Below are 22,551 nucleotides of genomic sequence, written 5' to 3' on the forward strand. Positions count from 1 at the left end.
TTTAGAGGAAAAGAAATATCATGAGCACAATAGAAGACCGCGTTAAGAAGATCGTTGTCGAGCAATTAGGCGTTTCAGAAGAAGCTGTCACACTAGAAGCGTCATTTGTTGATGATCTTGGAGCAGACTCTCTGGATACAGTTGAGTTGGTCATGCTACTTGAAGAAGAGTTCGATACTGAAATCCCTGATGACGAAGCTGAAAAAATCAATACAGTTCAAGCTGCTGTTGATTACATTAAGGCGAATGTAGAAGGCGCATAATCAGATTACTGATTAGGTAAGTATTTTAAAAGCTGCGATAGTTAACCACTATCGCAGCTTTTTTGTTTTAAATTAAAGTAAAAATTCGTTAAATATCCTATTTTATAAAAGTAGGAAAATAATATGTCTGTTTTTAAAAGGAAGTTGTAAATAGTATTTCTAAAAGGTATACACTGATAATGAAGAAAAGGGTAGTTGTTACAGGTTTGGGAATGTTGTCTCCGCTAGGTAATTCAGTAGAATCTTCTTGGCAGGCCATTTTGTCAGGTAAAAGCGGTATTACGCCAATCAGTTCATTTGCTATAGAAGGGCATTCAACAACCATTGCAGCAAGTGTCAAAAATTTTCAGCCAGAAGAGTATCTATCCAAAAAAGATATTCGTATATTTGATCCTTTTATTCAATATGGTATTGCAGCTTCTGTACAAGCGATTAATGATTCTGGAATTGAAGTAACGGATGCTAATGCACATAGAATTGGTGTTTGTGTGTCTGCTGGGTTAGGTGGCGTTCAAACAATAGAAAACAATCATAAGCAGCTTCTCAATAAAGGCCCAAGACGAGTTTCTCCATTTACTATACCTGGCTCAATCATCAATATGGTTGCTGGCCAGCTTTCAATTATGTATGGGATGAAAGGCCCCAATATTTCAATTACTACCGCATGCACCAGTGGTGTTCATAATATTGGTCATGCTGCTCGTATGATAGCTTATGGCGATGCCGATATTATGGTGGCAGGTGGTACTGAAATGGCAACAACTCCCTTAGTTGTTGCTGGCTTTTCTTCCGCAAAAGCACTGTCTACAAGAAATGATTCGCCACAAACGGCTAGTCGACCTTGGGATAAAGATCGTGATGGTTTTGTATTGGGTGATGGGGCTGGCGTTATTGTTATAGAATCTTTAGATAGTGCGACTGAGCGTGGCGCAACAATTTATGCTGAGCTAGTTGGTTTTGGTATGAGTGGTGATGCCTATCATATGACTTCTCCACCTGAAAATGGTGCAGGTGCAGCCCTAGCTATGGAAAACGCGCTCAAAGATGCTAAGCTCAATCCTTCTGATATTCAATATATCAATGCGCATGGAACTTCTACACCAGTTGGAGACATTGCTGAAACTCGAGCTGTAAAATCTGTTTTTGGTGATGATGCTTATAATGTTATGGTGAGTTCAACAAAGTCTATGACAGGTCATTTGTTAGGTGCGGCAGGTAGTGTTGAATCTATATTTACAATATTAGCTTTAAAAGATCAAGTTGCTCCGCCAACAATAAACCTTGATAATCCAGACGATGAGTGCGACCTTAATTATGTTGCTCACAACCCACAAGAGTCAGAAATTAAACATGCTTTGTGTAACTCATTTGGTTTTGGCGGTACAAATGGTTCCTTGTTATTTTCAAAGTATTCTTGAGTCTATTAAATGAATATTCAAACCATCAATCAAATATCTAACGACAATTCTGCGATAACTGTAGAAAGAGGGGGATTATTTGGCGATGGTTTTTTTACTACAGGGCTTATTGATTCAGGTAAGCTTAGACACCAAGAAGAACATTTTAAGCGATTAAAAAACACTGCTAATAAGTTGAAATTTAATCATTTTGATATTAATGAAATTGAAAAGTCATTATATAAAGTCACTAAGAACTTAAAAAGAGCGGTGATTCGAATTTCGGTTGAAAGAACTCAGGCTTCCCGAGGGTATGCTATTGCTGCTGAGCATGAAGCAAAAGTGACTATATTAGTTTCACCCTGGATGGATAAACCTAGCTTATTTTGTGAACTCATTATTTCAGAAATACCTATTTCAAAAAATAGCTATCTTGCAGGTTTAAAGCATCTTAATCGGTTGGATAATGTTTTAGCTGCCAGTGAATGTATAAAAAGTGATCAAGAGGCCTTGTTGTGTGATGGTGAGCAGGTAATTTGTGGTAGTCGGACAAATTTATTTATTTTTCATGACGATGTTTGGAAAACACCTGAGTTGAAACAAGCAGGTATAGAAGGCATTACCAAAAAGCGGCTATTAGCATTAATGAAAGATAGGGAAATAACCTGTTTACAAACTTCCATTTCAAAAAATGATTTATTAAATTGTCAGTCTGCATTTATTACTAATAGCCTAGTTGGTATTTGGCCTGTATCAAAAATTAATGATAAAACACTTGCCACTAAATTAAGCTGCGCTTTACAATCAGAGCTTAATTTCACTCGCTAAGAAAACTAATGCCTTTTCCAAAGCTTTTAAGTTTACGTCTATTAACTGGTATGTTTGTACTTGTTACCATTGTAGCCGTTTTTTGGCATTGGTTTGCTTATGAGCAATTTTTAAACACCCCTCTAGGTTATAGCAACAATAAAGCAATAATGCTGGTAGAAAAAGGTGCAACGGTTAATCAACTTACATATCGGTGGAAAAAACAGGGGTTAATAGAAAATCAGTTTTATTTAAAGTTGTTTTGCTGGCTAAATCCTGAATATCAAAATATAAAGGCAGGCGAATATTTGATCAGCAAAAGTGATACGCCTTTATCTGTTTTAAAAATTCTTTCACAAGGAAAAGTTATTCAATATGCATTTACTATTGTAGAGGGTGTTAATAGTCATGAATTAATGTCACAGTTAGCACAAGAAAAGAATCTTAAAACTAACTTTGATATTCAAACTCAGTGGTTAAATCAAAAATTAGAAATACCAACCGACAATATAGAAGGGTGGTTTTATCCAGATACTTACTATTATGATAAAAACTCAAGTTCTTTGAGCCTCTTGAAACGTGCAACAAAAAAAATGCAACAAGTGTTAGCTGAGGAATGGCAGAATAGAAGCCTTAACTTGCCTTATAAAACGCCATATGAAGCTTTAATTATGGCGTCAATCATTGAAAAAGAAACAGGTTTACCTTCAGAGCGAAAAAAAATAGCAGGAGTATTTGTCCGTCGTTTACAAAAGCGAATGAGATTGCAAACCGATCCGACCGTTATTTATGGTATTGGACCAAGTTTCAATGGGGATATTACTTATAAAAATTTAAAAACTAAAACACCATATAATACTTATATTATCAAAGGACTACCTCCAACTCCTATTGCAATGCCAGGACGAGAGTCAATTAATGCTGCATTACATCCAGAAATAGGGGAGGCGCTATATTTTGTTGCTACAGGTGATGGAGGCCATTACTTTAGCCGTACTCTTAAGGAGCATAATGAAGCCGTTAGACGTTACCAATTAAATCGTTAAGATATAAATTCAACATCAATTAACTTGATTAAAAACAGTTTATATTACAAATTAAAATTGTAGATAATGAGTTATTTGAAAAAGGTTGAATATGGTATTTCGTTGGCTGGTTTTAATTATATTGTTTTTTATCCTTTCTGCGTGCCTAACCCAAACTCATAAAACACCAAAATCTCTAACCGATAATATTCAAGTTGCAACACCGCTAAGTGTCGGTATCGCTCTAAGCAGCTCAAAAAACTAACAAGGCATATCTCAAATCGTAAAAATTTAAATAATAGAATGATAGAAAACCTGATAAATCGTTATAAAGGAATAGATAGTTTACTTATAGCAAAGAATGGTAAGTTAATTTATGAAAGCTATTTTAATGATGGAGCTATAAATAAGCCACATCATATGGCTTCCTTAGGTAAGAGTTTTCTTTCTGCGTTAGTTGGTATTGCACTAGAAAAAGGTATTTTAACTAGTGTTGAACAAAACATTACACATCTTTTACCGTTGAGAGAATATTTAGATTTAGAGCTAGATAAAAATAAAAAAAACATAAAACTAAAAAATTTTTTAACAATGAGCTCTGGATTACAGTGTGGTAATATAAAAAACTACCAAACCCATTGCGGCTTTGAAATGCAGACAAAAGAAAAGCCAATTCGTTGGCTTATGAGTTTGCCAATGCAATTCAAACCTGGAAGTCAGTTTCAATATAATGATGCTTCACCTCAAGTGGTTGCAGCCATTATTAATTACAGAAGTGGACAAAATATTTCTGACTTTGCTGAACAGTATTTAGTGAAACCTTTAGGGTTAAGTAGAAATGTTTTTTTAGATGGAAAAGCTACTAGCCGCGACATGCTCAAATTTGGCCTGCTTTACTTGCAGCAGGGAAAATATAATGGCCTACAAATTGTTTCTAGAAAATGGATCGAAAGCTCAACGACTCCTCAATACTTTTTTAATCAAAAATCAAACTTGCTAGGTTATGGTTTTTATTGGTGGGTTAAAGTATTCAAAGTGGGCGACGCCACAGTTCTAGGTTACTATGGTGCAGGTAATGGTGGTCAATATATTTTTGTTTTTCCTGAAATCAATATGGTTATTGTTATGACAGGTAGTAATTATAATAATCTAACTGAAACCCGGCATTCTATAGAGTTGACTGAGTTATATATTTTGCCATCAAACAATCAGTAATTTTTTGATAATTAGTTTAAACAAAATAACCTATTTAAATTCAATGAAATCAAAAAAATATCGCCACCAATTATATTCTTCTTAATATTTTATTTTAAATACTGCTTCATCTATCTATTAACTATTTTTTTTAGTTAATGTTTCACCTTGTTTTTAAATTGTTTTATTTGTTTTATATTATTTTAACGATGCGTTATATTTTGTTTTTGGATATATTAAACCGCAATAAAAATAGGGGTTAGCATATCTCTTGAAATTTCTATTGAAGTGAAATACTATCGCTAAAAATTTTAAAGATGTAATTGATATGTCATGAAAATATATTAGGTTTGCATAGATGAAAAATTAGTTTTTAAAATAATAATGTTTACTTTTTTGTCTCTAATGATATCTCAAATTATATAACTTTTATTAAGGAATTAATGTATGGAAAATAGTGCGGTTAAGGAAAAAGAATATTTGTTAGTGAGTTTTAGTATTTGTCCTTATGTGCAAAAGGTTGCTTTCTGTATGCAGCAGCTTGGTGTTGATTATAAACTTCGGTATATCAATCCATATAAAGAAAAGCCTGATTGGTTTGTTGATGTTTCTCCTGCTGGCAAGGTTCCTGTCTTGGTTGTTGTAGAGAAAGATAATGAAATTAAAGATCAGAAAGTACTGTTCGAATCGAGTGTTATCCTTGAATATTTAAATGATGTTTCTAACAATCGCTTCATGCCTGATGACTCTTATGAAAAAGCAATTTATCGTATTAAACTTAAGTCTGTTGAATCATTGCAGTCACAACTAGGTGGTTTGTTTTCTCAAGAGTCGGAAGGTCTGTTTAGCGAAAAAGCCGATTTGATTAGATGTTCAATTAATGATTTTGAAAGTAATATTGTCGATATTTTAAGTGATGAAAAAGAAAATGCAGGGCTTTTAACTTTTGCTTCTGCTCCGTTTTTCTTTGTGATTCGATTGATAGAGCAAATAACAGACTATGAGATTTTATCTAGCAAAAGCCTGATTGGAAAATTTGCTAACCAAATTATTAGTAGTGATACATTTAAACAGACAATATGCGAAAGTTATTATTCTGATCTCGCTAGCTTTTTTAGCGCAAAAAAATCTTTTTTGAGTGAGAGAACGGAAAGGTTTACTGCATCTGATAACTGGGAAAAGCAACTTTCTTTATTAGTTGAATAACTCAATAAATTATAAGGGTAAAACTATGACATTATCTCAAAACGAAACAGTTGAAGAGTTTCCTGCTGATGATGCAGTTCTGTTAGAAAAGGAAAAAAATCAAAATAATTTGTTAAAAATTTGGGCTGGTTATCAATATTCAAGAGCGCTTCACGTCGCGGCAGAGTTGGGTATTGCAGATATGTTGCACGAAGGAAATAAAACGGTTGAACAGTTAGCCAAACAAACTAATACACACCAAGAATCATTATATCGTTTACTTCGAGCTCTCTCTTCAAAAGGAATATTTTTTGAGAATACAGATGGAACATTTTCTCAATCGAAAATGTCCGATTTGTTAAGAGTAAATTCTCCTGATTCTGTTTGTAATACTGTTCGCATGACAGATATTGATTGGTGGCAAGCTTTTGGGAACTTGGAGTATACCGTAAAAACTGGTAATTCAGCTTTTAAGGATATAATAGGTACTGATTATTTTACTTATCATAGAGACAATCCTGAGGTTAGTCGAAGGTTTGAAAATGGTATGGCAAATTATGCTTGTATGATGAACCCTAAAATAGTCAAAAGTATTAATTTTTCAACAAGCAAAAAAGTGATCGATATAGGTGGGGGTAAAGGCGCTTTTTTGTCAGAAGTATTACGGCAGAATGCTCACTTAACTGGAGTGTTATGTGATCGTCCTGATGTAGTTGAAAACCATAGCTATATTACAAAAACGGGAGTAGAAAGCCGTTGCCAATTTGAAAGCATTAACTTTTTTGACTCTGTTCCTTCTGGTGGTGATACTTATATTCTTCAACATATATTACACGACTGGAATGATGATGATTGTATTAAAATAATTAAGAATATTAAAAAAGCAATGTCCAAAAGTGGTCGTCTATTAATTATTGATGTTGTACTACCTCCTGCTAATAAACCTCATCCTGGAAAAATAACCGATCTCCTAATGATGGCACTGTTAGAAGGTAAAGAAAGAACAGAAAATGAATTCAAAGAAATTTTAGAACTATCTGGTTTCAAAATTAACTCAGTTACTCATACTCGAACAACTTTGTCGGTAATAGAAGCTATACCATTATAGTTACTGTGGTTGTTGTAGCAATAATCTTGAAGTAAGAATTGACAAAATGTTTTAGGATTTTTCATACATATCATTAAATGGGATTTAAAAGTGGAAAAAAAACATTCTAAAAACACTGAATATAATTTTAATTTAGCAGAAAAATTATATGGTCGAATAAAAACATGGGATAAATCTGCCTATTTATATCGTGATTTATCTTTAACTTTTGAGGAGCTTAAAGGGGAATCAGAAAAGATAGCAAATGCCTTGCTATCCTATAATGTTAAAAGTAGAGATAGAGTTTTACTATTAATGAACGACACGCCTTCTTTTATTGCGGCTTTTTTAGCATGTCTTCAAATTGGTTCAATTCCTGTTGCATTAAATCCAAAATCTAAAGAATCATCAATATCACATTACATACAAGATAGTGAAGCAAAAACAATTATTGGTGAATATGACAATTTATCATTAATTACAAATTCAAAAATAATTGATGTTTCACAGTTATTATTAATAGTTGAAGATGATTATAACGATATTGGTAAACATGACTTTATTTCATTGACTGAAATAAAGTCGGGTGAAAGATTAACAGAGTATACATACTTAAGTGAGTTTGATGTTGCTTTTATGCAATACACTTCGGGAACAACTGGTAAGCCAAAAGCTGTTATGCATACAGGTATGGGTATGTTGGAACATGCAAAAATATATGGCAAGAAAATACTAGAAATTTCAAATGATGATGTCGTGTATAGCATTGCTAAAGTGTTTTTTGGATATGGTTTAGGTAATAGTTTTTTCTTTCCAATATATTATAATGTTACCGCTGTACTTGATTCTCAATGGCCCACTGCAGATATTATTTATGAGAATATTAAAAAGTATAAGCCAAGTATTTTCTTTGCTGTTCCTAAAATATACGGTGAACTTTTAAATTACAAACATGATGTTGAAACGTTGTTTTCAAAAAACTGTAGATTGATTTCGGCCGGTTCGCATCTGCCTAGTGGTTTGTACAATGCTTGGAAACAGCGTTACAAATTAACCATTTTAGATGGCGTAGGTACTACTGAAATGGGGCATATTTATCTCACCTCTACTTATTCTCATTCAAAAGTTAATTGCTTACCTGGTTATGAAGCAAAATTAGCTGATGTTAAATACAGTAGTGAAGATGGTTCGGAAAGTGGAGTGCTAATGATAAAAGGGCCTAGTCAATCATTGGGATACTATAAAAATATCGAAAAAACTCAAGAAAAGTATCAAGAAGGATGGTTTCGAACAGGTGATATATTTCGAAAAGATGCTGATGGTTATTATACATTTGAAGGGCGAGAAGATGACGTGTTCAAGGTTAATGGTCGTTGGGTATCTCCTGTTGATATTGAATCATTTGTTATGAGTCATTTTAGCTCGGTTGTTGATGCAGCTTTAATTAAAGTTGACGCCGATACATTAGATTCAAATGTTGTCTTATTTATTTCTACTGTTAATGTTAATAATGAAAAAGATTTGTGTGAAAAAATTATTGTTGAACTCAAGTCTACTTTTGATAGCTTTTGCCTACCAGACAGAATTGAAGTGTTAGATGATATGCCTAGAAATGATAATGGTAAAATTTTAAGAAAAGAACTGTTAAGTTGCGTTTGATTGTCGAGCTTAATTTTAAAAGGAGAGAAGAATGCAAAGTAATCACTCGGATTTAGTTGATGACTTTTTGGCTGATGCTAGTGTTGGTGCCGGTAACTTTATTAGAAAAATACATGAGTATATGGATGATGATCAAAGACATAAAGCATTAGTTAGAGTTGATCAGCCATTAGATAAAAATAAATATAAAGATAAATTAGATTTTTCTCTTCAAGATATTATTGATATTTCGAATATATATGCTGCAAATTTTTATAATATGGGGGTTAAACCTAAAGATCCTGTAGTATTGTTTTTTGATGATAATATTCACTATTTTTTTCAGTATGTTGCTTTAACAAAAATTGGTGCCATTCCAGTTTTTGTTAACAGCTTATTGAATGTAGATATATTTATTAAATTTGCTATAAAAGTAGAAGCTAAATTTTTAGTATCAACATATATGAGAATATTATCTGTTAAAAGCTTATTTGAAGCAGAAAAATTTCCAATTAATATGATTGATATAGAAAAAGCCAGTGTAATTAATAATAACGTTGAGCCTCCCCCCATTTATAGGCATGGTTCTAATGATGTTGTATTAATAGCACATACGTCAGGGACAACGGGCATACCCAAAGCAGTTCAATTTACGCATGAAGCATTATGCTACGGTATTAAACAAGAAGTTAAAAAGTTACCTGTTAATAGAGTACTTTCAATTTTGCCTCATTCTCATGGTGCTGCATTATCTATTTTGATGTCTTCGTTATTAAGAGGAGCAAGTGTTCGAATTCAAACACAAAAAGACTCACTGAGTGTGTTAGATACCATTGAAAAGTATCAGCCTGATTTTATCGCTTCGTTTCCTAAAATTTTTGTTGATCTATGCCGAGAAAACTTAAATAAATTTGATATGTCATCGATTAAATACTGGTTAAGTACTGGTGATGCTAATCATGAGGCACACATACGACAGTTAATTTCTCAAGGTCATCATGTACGAAATGGAGAAAGAATAAAAGGTTCGTGTTTTATTGATAATTTAGGTTCATCTGAGTTTGCTTTTGCCATTTTTAGAAATATTCATACTGTTTATAGTAATAACTATGATCGATATATTGGTGTTCCTTTTGACTGGATAGAGGCGGTAGTTTTAAATGATGATGGTGAAGAGTTACCCGTCAATGAAGTTGGTTACTTAGGTGTTATGTCAAAATCTGTTACTAAAGGTTATTGGAATAACAGCTATCTGACTGAAAAAAATACATTGTCAGGCTACTGGTTAACCGGTGATCTGGTTTATAAAAATGAACAAGGTATTTTCTTTCATGTTGATAGAGTTACTGATTATATCAATACAGTTGATGGGGTTTTGTATAGTTGTCAAAGTGAAGAATTTATCTTAAGTAGAATGCCGGAAATATTTGAGGTGAGTATTGTTGGTGGGAAAAATTCCAATAGCACAGAGGTTGTCGCTTTAATTGAAATGGCTAGAGGTAGTGCTTTTAATGAAAATATTTTGAAAGAAAAAATAAATAAGCTATTTGCAGAAAGAGGTTGGCCTAAAATATCCAGTGTTATGGAACAGTCAGCTAATCAAAGTGTCGGTGTAACAGGGAAAAAACTAAAGCGAAAACTTCGTACTGCCCATATACCAGCTAAAGACATAGCATAAAGGGTTAAAAACTTATTATATTCAACCAAGGTTATAAGAAAATGAGTCTATCTATGATTAGTTCTATGAATACTCTGGATAAAAATAATAATGATGAAATTGTTGTTCAAAAAATTATCGAAAAATCTGTAAGCGCACAAAAAGAAATAGAGAGTTGGAGTGATGAAAAGATAGATGAATTGATTGAAAGTATTGCAGAAAGCTTTAATAAAAATAGATCGTATTTTGCTGAGAGAGAAGTGGAAGAAACTGGTATCGGCAATATTGTAGATAAAGATCATAAGTTGAGTTTAGTTTCAGATATTATTGCTAATGAGTTGAAAGGGGTAAAAGCTATAGGAAGATTAAAACCGTTAACAGAGCACTCTATAGAATATGCGAGTCCAGTTGGGGTAATATTTGGGATCATCCCAATGACAAATCCCGTGCCTAACTCTCTTTTTAAAACGTTATTATCAATTAAAACACGCAATTCTCTTATTGTAAGTTATCCAAGAGCTGTTACAAAACTTGGTGTAGAGTGTATTGATATTATTCAATCGGTACTTAAAAAGCATAACGCGCCAATACATCTTATTCAATGTGTTCCTGTACCTGTATCTCGTGAGCGTTCAGCGTTATTTATGACGCATAAAAATGTTAATTTAATTTTAGCAACAGGCGGAAGTAGTTTAGTCCAGTCAGCTTATCGCTCTGGAACTCCAGCTTATGGCGTAGGGCCAGGTAATGTTCCCGTTATCGTTTCCGAAAGTGCAAATTTGGCAAAAGCTTCTCAAGATATTATCAAAGGGAAAAGCTATGATAATGGTATCGTATGCGGTTCTGAAAGTAACTTGATTGTCAGCAATCGAATTTATGAAAAGTTTATATCATATATAGAAAAATCAGGTGGTGCTGTACTAAATAAAGATGAAGCAATACGTGTTGCAGAAATTTTGTTTGATCCTGAAACTAAAAGGTTAAAGCGAGATTATATTGGTGTTAGCGGAGAGGTATTAGCAGAGCAAACAAGTATTACTAGAGATTGGCCGATTAAGGTATTACTTATGCCTGTCAATTTAAATAACATTTCTTATTATAGCCGAGAGAAAATGGCTCCTGTTTTGACTTTGTTATCGGTTGAGCAAGAGCAAGCAATTGAAACTGCAAAAATGATGTTGCTAGATGATGGTGCTGGACATACCGCCGTTATACATAGTCAAAATAAAGAAGAAATAGAAAATTTTGCATTGGAAATACCTGTTGGTCGATTACTTGTTAATACCCCAGCCACTCATGGAATGCTGGGTGACACTACCGATCTTGGTCGCACATTTATGGCGGGGTGTGGTACATGGGGAGGCAATATATCTACGGAAGGAATTACATGGCGTCATTTAGTTAATATTAAAACTTTGGCTTATGATACACAGAGTAGTTAAGCAAAATTAGTTGCATTAGTTTTATTATCAATAAGGGATGAAAATGAAAATTGTATGCGTAGGAGGTGGTCCTGCCAGTTTATACTTTGCCATTTCTATTAAGTTAAAAGATCCCTCACATCAAATTACTATTTTTGAACGAAATAAGTCAGATAGTACTTTTGGCTGGGGGGTTGTGTTATCTGACGATGTTATGAACAAGTTGTCTTGTCATGATCAATTAAGCGCAGATGCGATTAGAGACTCATTTGCTCATTGGGATAATATATCGGTAGTATATAAATCAGAAGTTGTTACTTCAGGTGGTCATGGTTTTAGTGGTATTAGCCGATTGAAATTGCTCCAAATTTTAACTCAACGTGCAAAACAATTAGGTGTGGAGTTTAAGTTTAGTCAGCCGATCGAACCTAATAATTCAAAAGAGTTAAATGATGCTGATTTAATATTAGCCGCAGATGGTAGAAATAGTAAACTACGTGAACTATATCAAGAAAACTTTGGAACTCAAGTTGAGTTTAGAAAAAATAAATTTATCTGGCTAGGAACGTATCAAAAGTTTAACGATGCCTTTACGTTTATTTTCGAAAAAACAGCTCATGGTTGGTTGTGGGGACATTGTTACCAGTTTGACGACTCATTGTCGACAGTAATCATTGAATGCGAGCCTGAAACTTGGCTGGGATTGAAGTTTGATCAAATGAGCTGTGCTCAGTCAATTAAACAGTGTGAGTTAATTTTTAAAAGCCATCTTGGTGGAAATGAATTAATTAATAATGCTAAGCACTTAGCTGAAAATGCATGGATTAACTTTCCTGTAGTAAAAAATGAAAAATGGTATTATAAAAATATTGTTTTGTTAGGTGATGCGGCACATACTGCTCATTTTTCGATTGGTTCAGGGACTCGTCTTGCGATAGAGGATGCAATGGAATTAGCCAGTTGTTTAGATGCAAATACAGACCTTACTTGTGCTCTTGAGGAATACCAAAACAGTAGAAAGAAAGAAGTGAAAAAAATCCAACAAGCCGCGTTTAATTCAACGTTATGGTTTGAAAATATTCAGAGTCATACAGATTTATCACCTTTGCAGTTTGCTTATTCATTGCTCACTCGTTCGCAACGGTTAGGTCATGAACAATTACGACTACGAGATAGTCAGTGGATAAGTAAAGTTGAAAGTTGGTTTGCCAGTCTAAATGAAAAATATCCAAACGATTTAAATAAAAGTCTAGTAGCCAAAGAAAGTTTAGTTCCTCAACCAATATTTGTTCCTTTTGGAATGGGGCAACAAGTACTTAAAAACCGTATTGTTGTCAGAACTTCTTTGGCTTCTCCTATTGATATAGAAACGCTTAAAAAAGCAGGGGCAGTATTAACTGAACAGATGTGGTTGGATCCTGATAATGGAGAGCTTGTCACTGTTAGAACTAACATTATTGAGAAAGAATTAGCTAAAATTGTTCAGCTAATTCAAAAAGACAGCTTAACAAGAGTAGGTGCTCAATTAGCTCACCCTAAAATATGTCTAGTTAATGACTCTGATTCATATAATCACTTAAACGAGTCTGATATGGATAAAATTATCAATGATTATATGAATGCTGTTGCCAGAGTCATTTATTGTCAGTTTGATTTACTTGAATTATATTTTAAAAGCGATTGCTGGTTATCTAGGTTGTTATCTCCTCAATATAATTTAAGAACTGATCAATATGGTGGATGTTTAGAAAATCGTATGCGTTTTCCGCTTGCATTATTAAAAGCCATACGTAAGGTTTGGCCTATTGATAAGCCTTTGTCATTAAATATTTCGGCTGCTTGTTGGCAACAAGATTTAGCGCTCGATCCAGAAGACGTTGTTAAAATAATGCTTGCATTTAAAGCTGCTGGTGTTGATTGGGTTGATGTAATAATGGGGAATTCATCATCGGTTCTTTCCGAGTACATTTCAGGGAAAACCGGTTTGGCAAGAATGTCTGTTAAAAGTTTTGAACAAAAAAGTCATTTGAATGCTTTGATATTATCTGGCAGAACAGATTTATTTATGTTGTCAAAGTCTACACTCGAGAATTTTTGATAAATTATGGTATGGAGATTAAGTATGAGTAAAGCAACAATACAACCCAAAAATATTCTAATTACTGGGGCCAACAGTGGTTTAGGAAAGGCAACTGCGATTTTTTTAGCACAGCAAGGACATCACGTGTTTGCTGCAATGAGAAATACAAAGGGTTCAAATGCCAGTGCTGTAGATGAACTATTGACGCTAAAGCACAACCATCAATTACAACTAGATATTATTGATATGAATGTTACTGAACAAGAGTCTGTTGATGCTGCCGTTCAACAGATATTAAAGGCTTCTCATATAGATGTTCTAATTAATAATGTTGGTATTATGAATGTTGGTATTACAGAGGCTTATGATGTGGAAGAATTAAAAGAATTATTCGATATCAATGTGTTTTCAATGGCAAGAACAACTCAAGCGGTATTGCCTCATATGCGTGAACGCAAACAAGGTCTTTTGATTCATATTAGCTCACTTGCTGGGCGTGTCGTTTTTCCTTTTTTTGGCTCTTATTGTGCGTCGAAGTTTGCTTTTGAAGCATTAGCTGAAACTTATCATTATGAACTTAAAAAGTTTGGTATAGATTCTATTATTGTCGAGCCTGGACCACATCGCACTAAATTAATTGATACTACGCCAAAACCTAAAGGTAATACGAGTGTTTTAACGGATTATCAAGACCATATTGAATTGTCAGAAAATATTTTAAATACATTTAAAAACTTTCAAGAGAAAAACGATGCGAGTGATCCTAATGGCGTTGCAGAAGCTATATCAAACTTAATTGAAAGTAATGGTAAAAGGCCTTTAAGAACTGTTGTTGGTACAGATTTTGGAGTTAGAGAAATTAATGAAACCTTAGAACCTTTACAAAAAAAGTTTATGCAAGGGCTTCATCTCGATGATATGATTTAGCGTAGTCAAAGTGTTTTTTATGGCGCGATTTTTTATTTAAATAAAGTTGAATAAATTAATATGATTTCAACTTAAGGGCATATAATGAATAAATTAAAGATTTTATTTTTCACGGTCGTTACTATTTTTAGCTGCAACCTTGTTCAAGCAAAGAGTTTGAGTGAAGATATACTCAAAAAACCAATAAAACTTTTATCCGGTGAGACAATCAATATTAAAGATTTACTCAAGGAAAAGCCCGTCTATTTAAAGTTTTGGGCGACTTGGTGTAAACCTTGTATGAAAGAGATGCCGCATTTACAACACACGCAAGTAAAGTATGGCGATAAATTTCACGTTATTGCTGTTAATATTGATATGAATGATGATTTAGAAAGTGTAAAAGCTGTTCAGAAAAAATTTGAATTATCAATGCCTGTAGCGATGGACTCTTCGAGTGAACTTGCTCAGTCGTTTGATTTAATTGGCACGCCTTATCATCTGATTATTACCCAAGAAGGAAAGCTAGTGCATAAGGGGCACGAAGCCAATGCTGAACTGGACAACAAAATTGGCCTGTTGGCAGAAAAACCTGCTTCTAATCTATCTTCAGTGGCTATAAAACCTGCTGATACGAATCAATTACTCGTTGAAATAGAAAAAAGAGAGAGAGCCATACTTTTCTTTACAGCAACATGGTGTGACTGGTATCTAGAAGACAGTCGTCCTAAAATGTCTAAACAATGTACGCAGGCACAAAAGGCCATCAATAATATATACAGATTATACCCAAAATATAATTGGATGGGCGTTGCATCGCGATTGTGGACTGGTGAGAAAGACTTAAAAGATTACTTGAAAAAGCATTCTGTTGCCCATGACTTTACAATTGATACTTCAAATGAGAGCTTTTTTAAATATAAAGTAAAAAATATCCCGACTCTCTTAATTGTCGATAATGGAAAAGTGTCATACCGAACGTCCGATTTTTCTGATTTAGCCGAGCTAAAAGCAATACTTTCTTCAACTAAATCGACTCAACTTAATTAATATTGGTTTTTTATGGAGACGAGAAGTGGACTTCTAGCCTCCATCTATCGAATCTCAATTGAATAAACTTCGTCCAAATGGCTTGTTGACTGTTCGAAACTTTATGCTATTTTCAGACCAGGCTCGACAGCTATAGACTGCTTGTCGTAAACTTGGCAGATTATAGAAACAAGGAATAAACCGCTGAATGACTATCACACAAGGCAAATTCATTTCGTTAGAAGGAAGTGAAGGGGTTGGCAAGACGACTAGCTTAAACTTTGTTAAGGATTTCATAGAAAGTAAAGGGCACAAAGTCCTTGTCACTAGAGAGCCTGGAGGCACGCCTTTAGCTGAAGATTTAAGAGCGACGTTATTGGCAAATCGCAAAGAGCAAGTGGAACCTGATACTGAGTTATTATTGATGTTTGCCGCAAGAAGTCAGCATGTTAAGCAGGTTATACAACCAACGTTAGCATCGGGTAGTTGGGTGTTGTGTGATCGTTTTGTTGATGCTAGTTATGCCTATCAGGGAGGTGGGAGAGGAATGGACTATGCACGTATTGAGCAACTAGAACAATGGACTTTAGGCAATTTTAAGCCTGATTTGACTATATTGTTAGATATGTCTGTGGAAGAGGGAATGGCTAGAACTCGTTTAAGAGGCAAACCTGATCGGTTTGAAACGGAAAAAATGGCTTTTTATGAAAATGTTCGAAATGCTTACCTGCAGAGAGCCAAGCAAGAGCCCAATCGAATACATCTGATAGATGCAGCTCCCGATATTAGCAGTGTGCAGCGGGCTTTACGCTCGCTTTTGCAAGAAACATGTTTCTCTAACAATAGTGAATGAAAGAAAAATATTACCCATGAGCCAAAGTCATTATCCCTGGTTTGAGAAATCAACAGATAAACTACAACAAGCCTTTGAAAATAAGCGTCTGCCACATGGTCTTTTGATTGTATCGCCGCAAATGTCAGGTAAGAGCGAATATGCGCTTACCATTACTAAACGTTTGTTATGTGAACAATATGATGGGCTCAGTGATTATTGTGATCAATGCAAATCTTGCTTATTAATAAACTCAAAAACACATCCGGATTTTTATTTCATTGAGCGTTTGGTGGATAATAAAGGTAAGCAAAAAAAATCCATTGGTATTGAACAAATCAGAACATTGACCGATAAACTTGTAGATACACCGCAATTAGGTGGTTGGAGGGTTGCTGTTATTCGCTCTGTTACAGCCATGACCCGAGGGGCATTTAATGCATTATTGAAAACCCTCGAAGAACCTAAAAGCAATACTTTACTTATCTTATTAGCAGACAATGCTCAAAAAGTACCAGCCACCATTAGAAGCCGATGCCAGATTGTTGTACCTGAATTAGTAGAAAGCACGATGGTTGAGTGGTTAGTGACAAATACAGGCAAAACAATAGCCGAAATTAAACAAGCTCTTAAATCATGTTATTCTGCACCACTTGCAGCAAAAAGTTATTTAGAAAATAATGGGGAGTTTACTGAACAACAAACATTTAAAATGCTTGATAAAATATTACTGAACCAGCTATCTCCAAGTGAGTTTTTTGCTCGGGCCGAGTTAGATGATGAAGATTTGGCTAACGTCATCGCTAATTATTTTTATCAAGCCGAAGTTATATGTGCTACTAGCCAAGAAAAACATCAATATGCTGCTTTGCCACCTAAAATTTTGTTTAATTTATATGCAAAGGTATTGGAGTATAATCGTGCACAGCATGCTGGTAGTAATTTACAAGCAAAGCTTCAATTTGAAGCTATACTAATACAATGGTTTGAAATTGGGCGAAAAATAGTTCATTATTCAAAAGCTTAGCATGTAAAGTTAAAGCTGGTTAAAGTTAATTCTAGTTTTATTTTTTCACTAGCTGAGATAAGACTCAAGATATCAAGCTAACAAAACAATTTATAGAGGTTTAATAATATTCATGGCTGCTCCAGGCTCTCCAAAACATGGCATCATGCAATTGACCATCAAAGACAAAGGTGCTTTATACGCGGCTTATATGCCTTTTGTAAAAAATGGGGGACTCTTTATTCCTACTAACAAGCAATGTAGTATTGGCGATGAAGTGTTTATGCTGTTGACATTAATGGATGAAAAAGATCGCTTACCTGTTGCTGGAAAAATAATCTGGATTACTCCCAAGGGAGCCCAGGGAAACAAAGCGAGAGGCATTGGGGTTCAGTTTAGTGAACAGGACAAAGGCGTTACTAGGGGAAAAATAGAAACTCATTTGGCCGGAACATTAGAATCTGAGCGAATAACTCATACAATGTAAGTCTTGCCTCCTAATCTTTCTTTAACTTAGATACAATAAGCTTCCACAAATAAACCATGTTTTAAAGCTATATAACTATGCTCGTAGATTCTCATTGTCATCTTGATCGTTTGGACTTATCACAATTTGAAGGTTCTCTTGATCTTGCGTTAGATTCAGCACGAACAAATGGTGTTAAACGATTTCTCTGTGTAGCCATTAATGTCGATAACCAAGCTGAAGTTAGAAAAATATCTGAAAAACATGATGATGTTTATGCATCAGTAGGTATTCACCCCTTGTACACTGAAGGCCAGTCGATTGATTTAGCTTATTTATGCGATGAGGCTAAGCATCCAAAAGTCGTTGCCATTGGGGAAACTGGACTCGATTATTACTATGCTAAAGAAAGTAAAGTAGACCAACAAGGTTTATTTAGAACACATGTACAAGCCGCGGTTGAATCCGGTTTACCACTAATTATACATACAAGAGATGCTCGTCAAGATACCCTTGATATATTAAACCAAGAAGGGGCTGCGAAGGTGGGCGGGGTATTGCATTGTTTTACCGAATCAATCGAAATGGCTGAAGCAGCAATGGAGCTTGGTTTTTATGTTTCATTTTCTGGAATTGTTACATTTAAAAATGCAAAAGAGCTACAACAAGTCGCAAAAAAAATTCCGTCCGATAGAATATTAGTTGAAACTGATAGCCCCTATTTGACACCTGTGCCGCATAGGGGAAAACCCAATTCTCCTCGTCATGTGGTTGATGTTGCACGTTTCGTGGCTCAAATAAGAGAGCAAGATTTTACTGAGTTTTGCCTTCAAACAACGCAGAATTTTAATCGACTGTTCCAATTATAAAGAATTAGCTTTATAGTTTATTTGATTAAATAAAAGATGATTGTTTCAAGTCAATGAATTTTTGATCAGGCTTGGGTAAACTGTAAGTATACAGAAGTTAATCATTGGTTTTGATTATCGTACAACTCAATTACAACATGAGATAAATGAGGTATTCAATATGCAATCCATAAACTCTATTTTAGTGGCTCTGGATCCCGCTTCAGATAACCAAAACCTTCTACAAAAATCTATATACCTTGCTAATGTTTATAAAGCCGATATTGAATTATTATTGGTTGTATATAATCCAGGCTTGGTCACCAGCTTATTTTTCTCACCGGGTGAAATGAGTGCAGCAAAAACGGGGTATCTTAACTCTCAGAAAAAGCAAGTTCAGCAATTTGAAAAAATAGTAAAAAAATCAGGTGTTAAAGTGTCTAGCGAAGTAGTTTGGCATAAACCTCACTATGAGGCCATTATAGAAAGGGCTAAACAGATCAATGCTGATTTAGTTATTAAGGCGACGCATCAACATAAAACAATTAACAAAGTCTTTTTTACCCCCAATGATTGGCAGCTACTGAAATCTTGCCCAATACCATTAATTTTAACTAAAGAAAATACCTCAGATAGTTATAAACAACTACTTGCAGCTATCGATCCAAACCAGACACATAATAAACCAGAAGCTCTTGCTCCTTTAGTTGTTGATTCAGCTGTTAAGCTAAGCAAAGATTTATCTGCTAATTGTCATGTGGCTCACTGTTATGCTCCAATTGAGTATCAAGTGTGGAATGATATTGGTTTAGGTATGGGGGTTGGTATTGGCCCTACAGATTTTACGATGGGAGAAGATAATTACTCTGAATATATGGCGCAATTAAAGTCCACTCAAGAACAAGAATTTAATGATGTGGTTACTCCATTTGATTTAGACTCGGAAAACTTGCATTTAGTTGAGGGTTATCCAGAAAGGTTATTACCTGAATTAGTTGACGAGTTAGCGATTGATTTATTGGTTGTCGGTACAGCCTATCATTCAGGACTGGTTGGAAGTACTGCAGAGAAAATTTTAGATGAAGTTAATTGTGATGTTATGTCCGTACAAGTTAAAAAAGGTTAAAGCAAGGAGGCATTAATCTTTTTTAATACGGGATTACGGTAAATTTTCGGATAAAAAAATCCCAGGTTCTTTTCAGATTGCCTGGGGTAGGGGAAGTAGACGATTAACAGAAGTACTACTGGCTGTATTCAGAAGCAATATAAACTCAGTAATTGCTTTATCTACTTATAAATTTAGTTTAAATACTGAAAATTTCCAGTTTTTTAATCATTATTTTTAGAATGCTTTCAGCTAAAAATAATTACAGTGATATATTTTATAAATATACGCAAGTAACAAGCTATTTTTTATTACCCCATATAATAGCTACAAGGAAGCACCTAATAGACATCGAAATCTTTTTCACCATGACCTACAACACCATCTTTATTCCATGGCAAGTCACGATATGGACTATTACTTGAGGTGCCCATAAAAGGAAACTTTTTAACATCGAAATAGGGAGAGTAATCAAAATCGGCAGGTGTATACAATCTTGTGTTTCGTGGTACTAACTCAATGCCATCTTTTCCATGTCGTCTAAATAAAGGCAAAATGGGATATTTTACAGAATAAAAAGCTTCTGCAATTAATGATGAGCATACCGTTTTTGTGACTTCATCGGGTTTACGTGTAAAAAGTGTTGAACGCCATTTTCTTGGTAATATTTTCCAAGGAAAAATAAAACGAGCTAAGTCAAATAATTGCCTGATGTTATAACCAACACCAAGTTTACTCACGGCATAATTAATGACATTTTGGGCATCGGGTGCAGATAATGTAGAAGGGCGACAAATGCGTAAATTATCTTTTAAATAGTCGGTAAGAGGTGTCACTATCATTCCTTTTCCTAAAATACCCTCAATCAATAATTGTTGATCCGGTGTTGCTGGGTAGTGGGATTGTAATTTTTGTCTAAATTCAGCATTTTGAATGTCATGTAATCGGCCAATATAAAGTGCTGAGTGAGTCCAACGACTTTGGGTTACAATTCTTATCACATCTGATACTCTGCTTCTACCTTCGACCAGAACTACATCTCCAGGTCTTATGCCATAGCTTAACTTTTCAAAATCACAGATTGGAAAAGTTGATGGTTCAGTTTCATAATTCAACCAGTTTTCTATTCTTTGTTTTAGTGACATGTGTTGTATAAGGGCCTGAGTTTTTATTAAAAACTTACCGATTAACTTTTAATGGTTGAGTTTATGGTAAATATTATTGATATTGGTCAATTATACATCCGTAGTAATAAAATTGCGCACTGGTTTCTTCGTTCAAATTTGGCTAGACTAACCGCTTGTTTTTCTAATTAACTCTTAATGCGACGGCAATAATTATGACTTTGGATATTTGGGATGACTTATTTCTAATTGATCAGCAACTCAGTGAAGATGAGCGAATGATTCGTGACATGGCTCGAAGCTATGCGCAAGAAAAACTACTTCCAAGAGTACAAGATGCAAACCGGAATGAACACTTTGATACTGATATCATGCGTGAAATGGGAGAGCTTGGCTTATTGGGATCTACTATCAATGGGTATGGGTGTGCAGGTGTTAGCTATGTTGCATATGGTTTAGTCGCTAGAGAAGTGGAAAGAGTAGATAGTGGTTATCGCTCCGCTTTAAGCGTTCAATCAAGCCTAGTAATGCATCCTATCAATGCTTATGGAACAGAAGCACAGAAAGAAAAATATTTGCCTAAATTAGCTACTGGTGAGTGGATTGGCTGTTTTGGCTTAACAGAACCTGATAGCGGCTCAGATCCTGCCAGTATGAAAACAAGAGCTAAAAAAGTGGAAGGTGGCTATTCTATTTCAGGAACAAAAATGTGGATTACCAACTCTCCAGTGGCTGATGTTTTTGTTGTTTGGGCCAAAAACGATGAAGACAAAATTTGCGGCTTTGTGCTAGAAAAAGGTATGAAAGGCTTATCTGCACCAAAAATTGAAGGAAAGTTTTCACTAAGAGCTTCAATAACGGGCGAAATCGTCATGGATGAAGTCTTTGTGCCTGAGGAAAATATGTTTCCAGATATACGTGGCTTAGGCGGTCCTTTTGGTTGCTTAAATATGGCAAGATATGGAATTGCGTGGGGAGCAATGGGAGCTGCTGAATTTTGTTGGCACTCAGCAAGAGATTATGGCTTAGATCGTAAACAATTTGGTCGCCCACTAGCTGCAACTCAGTTATATCAGAAAAAACTTGCTGACATGCAAACTGAAATAACACTAGCACTGCAAGGTGCATTAAGAGTTGGTCAATTAATTGATGCTAAAGCATTTAAACCAGAAATGATTTCATTAATTAAAAGGAATTCATGTGGAAAAGCGCTTGAAATTGCTCGTACAGCACGTGATATGCACGGTGGTAATGGAATCAGTGATGAATTCCATGTAATAAGACATATGTTAAATTTGGAAGCCGTTAACACTTATGAAGGCACTCATGATATTCATGCATTAATCTTAGGGCGTGCTCAAACGGGTATTCAAGCTTTTTATTAAATATTTTTGTTATAGCCAGACTTAGGAAAGTCTGGCTAACACCTTTTTATATCGGTTATAAATCGAACCATTACACATATTTTTACAAAGCGGGCT

Annotated in this window: 20 protein-coding genes; 19 read left to right on the forward strand and 1 reads right to left on the reverse strand. The window is 34.7% G+C overall.

Features of this window, described 5'->3' with window-relative positions; translation table 11 throughout:
• Positions 1-20: 20 nt before the first annotated feature.
• The 18 genes from acpP to ACT5E3_RS12115 all read left to right on the forward strand — a co-directional run bounded on the left by acpP (position 21) and on the right by ACT5E3_RS12115 (position 19,967).
• Complete coding sequence (gene acpP, locus ACT5E3_RS12030) at positions 21-263, forward strand: acyl carrier protein (protein ID WP_444998544.1); 243 nt, start codon at positions 21-23, stop codon at positions 261-263.
• Positions 264-439: 176 nt separating this feature from the next.
• Positions 440-1,681 carry a beta-ketoacyl-ACP synthase II gene (gene fabF, locus ACT5E3_RS12035; RefSeq protein ID WP_444998601.1) on the forward strand — a complete coding sequence of 414 codons (1,242 nt, stop codon included), beginning with the start codon at positions 440-442 and terminating at the stop codon, positions 1,679-1,681.
• A 9-nt stretch (positions 1,682-1,690) separates the two neighbouring features.
• The gene (gene pabC, locus ACT5E3_RS12040) at positions 1,691-2,488 is read left to right on the forward strand and encodes an aminodeoxychorismate lyase (RefSeq protein WP_444998545.1); all 798 of its coding nucleotides are present in this window, start codon (positions 1,691-1,693) and stop codon (positions 2,486-2,488) included.
• An 8-nt stretch (positions 2,489-2,496) separates the two neighbouring features.
• Positions 2,497-3,513, forward strand: a complete 1,017-nt coding sequence (mltG, locus tag ACT5E3_RS12045; protein WP_444998546.1) for an endolytic transglycosylase MltG — start codon at positions 2,497-2,499, stop codon at positions 3,511-3,513.
• Positions 3,514-3,795: 282 nt separating this feature from the next.
• Positions 3,796-4,707 (forward strand): serine hydrolase domain-containing protein, encoded by a 912-nt coding sequence (locus ACT5E3_RS12050; protein WP_444998547.1) that lies wholly within the window; start codon positions 3,796-3,798, stop codon positions 4,705-4,707.
• 426 nt (positions 4,708-5,133) lie between these two features.
• Complete coding sequence (locus ACT5E3_RS12055; protein WP_444998548.1) at positions 5,134-5,892, forward strand: glutathione S-transferase family protein; 759 nt, start codon at positions 5,134-5,136, stop codon at positions 5,890-5,892.
• Positions 5,893-5,917: 25 nt separating this feature from the next.
• Positions 5,918-6,979 (forward strand): methyltransferase, encoded by a 1,062-nt coding sequence (locus ACT5E3_RS12060; RefSeq protein ID WP_444998549.1) that lies wholly within the window; start codon positions 5,918-5,920, stop codon positions 6,977-6,979.
• Positions 6,980-7,069: 90 nt separating this feature from the next.
• The gene (locus ACT5E3_RS12065; protein WP_444998550.1) at positions 7,070-8,617 is read left to right on the forward strand and encodes an AMP-binding protein; all 1,548 of its coding nucleotides are present in this window, start codon (positions 7,070-7,072) and stop codon (positions 8,615-8,617) included.
• 31 nt (positions 8,618-8,648) lie between these two features.
• The gene (locus tag ACT5E3_RS12070; RefSeq protein WP_444998551.1) at positions 8,649-10,274 is read left to right on the forward strand and encodes a class I adenylate-forming enzyme family protein; all 1,626 of its coding nucleotides are present in this window, start codon (positions 8,649-8,651) and stop codon (positions 10,272-10,274) included.
• 41 nt (positions 10,275-10,315) lie between these two features.
• A complete protein-coding gene (locus tag ACT5E3_RS12075) occupies positions 10,316-11,695 on the forward strand; it encodes an aldehyde dehydrogenase family protein (RefSeq protein WP_444998552.1) in 1,380 nt (459 codons plus the stop codon).
• Between the two features lie 43 nt (positions 11,696-11,738).
• A complete protein-coding gene (locus ACT5E3_RS12080; protein WP_444998553.1) occupies positions 11,739-13,772 on the forward strand; it encodes an oxidoreductase in 2,034 nt (677 codons plus the stop codon).
• A gap of 24 nt (positions 13,773-13,796) precedes the next feature.
• The gene (locus tag ACT5E3_RS12085; RefSeq protein ID WP_444998554.1) at positions 13,797-14,681 is read left to right on the forward strand and encodes an SDR family oxidoreductase; all 885 of its coding nucleotides are present in this window, start codon (positions 13,797-13,799) and stop codon (positions 14,679-14,681) included.
• An 84-nt stretch (positions 14,682-14,765) separates the two neighbouring features.
• The gene (locus ACT5E3_RS12090) at positions 14,766-15,710 is read left to right on the forward strand and encodes a redoxin family protein (RefSeq protein ID WP_444998555.1); all 945 of its coding nucleotides are present in this window, start codon (positions 14,766-14,768) and stop codon (positions 15,708-15,710) included.
• 187 nt (positions 15,711-15,897) lie between these two features.
• Entirely contained in the window at positions 15,898-16,542 is a 645-nt protein-coding gene (tmk, locus tag ACT5E3_RS12095; RefSeq protein ID WP_444998556.1) for a dTMP kinase, read from the forward strand.
• Between the two features lie 16 nt (positions 16,543-16,558).
• Positions 16,559-17,548: a DNA polymerase III subunit gene (locus ACT5E3_RS12100; RefSeq protein WP_444998557.1), complete on the forward strand. Its 990-nt coding sequence runs from the start codon at positions 16,559-16,561 to the stop codon at positions 17,546-17,548.
• 112 nt (positions 17,549-17,660) lie between these two features.
• Positions 17,661-18,014 (forward strand): PilZ domain-containing protein, encoded by a 354-nt coding sequence (locus ACT5E3_RS12105; protein ID WP_444998558.1) that lies wholly within the window; start codon positions 17,661-17,663, stop codon positions 18,012-18,014.
• A gap of 77 nt (positions 18,015-18,091) precedes the next feature.
• Positions 18,092-18,862 carry a TatD family hydrolase gene (locus ACT5E3_RS12110; protein ID WP_444998559.1) on the forward strand — a complete coding sequence of 257 codons (771 nt, stop codon included), beginning with the start codon at positions 18,092-18,094 and terminating at the stop codon, positions 18,860-18,862.
• A gap of 160 nt (positions 18,863-19,022) precedes the next feature.
• Entirely contained in the window at positions 19,023-19,967 is a 945-nt protein-coding gene (locus ACT5E3_RS12115; RefSeq protein ID WP_444998560.1) for a universal stress protein, read from the forward strand.
• Positions 19,968-20,287: 320 nt separating this feature from the next.
• Here ACT5E3_RS12115 and ACT5E3_RS12120 read toward each other — a convergent pair whose 3' ends face one another.
• On the reverse strand, positions 20,288-21,091 hold the full coding sequence (locus ACT5E3_RS12120) for a YiiX/YebB-like N1pC/P60 family cysteine hydrolase (RefSeq protein ID WP_444998561.1): 804 nt from the start codon (positions 21,089-21,091) through the stop codon (positions 20,288-20,290).
• A gap of 194 nt (positions 21,092-21,285) precedes the next feature.
• Between ACT5E3_RS12120 and ACT5E3_RS12125 the strand changes: the two genes are divergently transcribed.
• On the forward strand, positions 21,286-22,455 hold the full coding sequence (locus ACT5E3_RS12125) for an acyl-CoA dehydrogenase (protein ID WP_444998562.1): 1,170 nt from the start codon (positions 21,286-21,288) through the stop codon (positions 22,453-22,455).
• Positions 22,456-22,551 lie beyond the last annotated feature (96 nt).

This window comes from Aliikangiella litoralis, assembly GCF_052495765.1.

Coding starts and splice junctions, on each gene's coding strand:
- ACT5E3_RS12090 (WP_444998555.1), top strand. CDS start 14,766: ATGAATAAATTAAAGATTTTATTTTTCACGGTCGTTACTATTTTTAGC.
- ACT5E3_RS12100 (WP_444998557.1), top strand. CDS start 16,559: ATGAGCCAAAGTCATTATCCCTGGTTTGAGAAATCAACAGATAAACTA.
- ACT5E3_RS12075 (WP_444998552.1), top strand. CDS start 10,316: ATGAGTCTATCTATGATTAGTTCTATGAATACTCTGGATAAAAATAAT.
- ACT5E3_RS12070 (WP_444998551.1), top strand. CDS start 8,649: ATGCAAAGTAATCACTCGGATTTAGTTGATGACTTTTTGGCTGATGCT.
- ACT5E3_RS12060 (WP_444998549.1), top strand. CDS start 5,918: ATGACATTATCTCAAAACGAAACAGTTGAAGAGTTTCCTGCTGATGAT.
- ACT5E3_RS12120 (WP_444998561.1), bottom strand. CDS start 21,091: ATGTCACTAAAACAAAGAATAGAAAACTGGTTGAATTATGAAACTGAA.
- mltG (WP_444998546.1), top strand. CDS start 2,497: ATGCCTTTTCCAAAGCTTTTAAGTTTACGTCTATTAACTGGTATGTTT.
- ACT5E3_RS12080 (WP_444998553.1), top strand. CDS start 11,739: ATGAAAATTGTATGCGTAGGAGGTGGTCCTGCCAGTTTATACTTTGCC.
- ACT5E3_RS12050 (WP_444998547.1), top strand. CDS start 3,796: ATGATAGAAAACCTGATAAATCGTTATAAAGGAATAGATAGTTTACTT.
- tmk (WP_444998556.1), top strand. CDS start 15,898: ATGACTATCACACAAGGCAAATTCATTTCGTTAGAAGGAAGTGAAGGG.
- pabC (WP_444998545.1), top strand. CDS start 1,691: ATGAATATTCAAACCATCAATCAAATATCTAACGACAATTCTGCGATA.
- ACT5E3_RS12110 (WP_444998559.1), top strand. CDS start 18,092: ATGCTCGTAGATTCTCATTGTCATCTTGATCGTTTGGACTTATCACAA.
- ACT5E3_RS12125 (WP_444998562.1), top strand. CDS start 21,286: ATGACTTTGGATATTTGGGATGACTTATTTCTAATTGATCAGCAACTC.
- ACT5E3_RS12085 (WP_444998554.1), top strand. CDS start 13,797: ATGAGTAAAGCAACAATACAACCCAAAAATATTCTAATTACTGGGGCC.
- ACT5E3_RS12115 (WP_444998560.1), top strand. CDS start 19,023: ATGCAATCCATAAACTCTATTTTAGTGGCTCTGGATCCCGCTTCAGAT.
- ACT5E3_RS12055 (WP_444998548.1), top strand. CDS start 5,134: ATGGAAAATAGTGCGGTTAAGGAAAAAGAATATTTGTTAGTGAGTTTT.
- acpP (WP_444998544.1), top strand. CDS start 21: ATGAGCACAATAGAAGACCGCGTTAAGAAGATCGTTGTCGAGCAATTA.
- ACT5E3_RS12105 (WP_444998558.1), top strand. CDS start 17,661: ATGGCTGCTCCAGGCTCTCCAAAACATGGCATCATGCAATTGACCATC.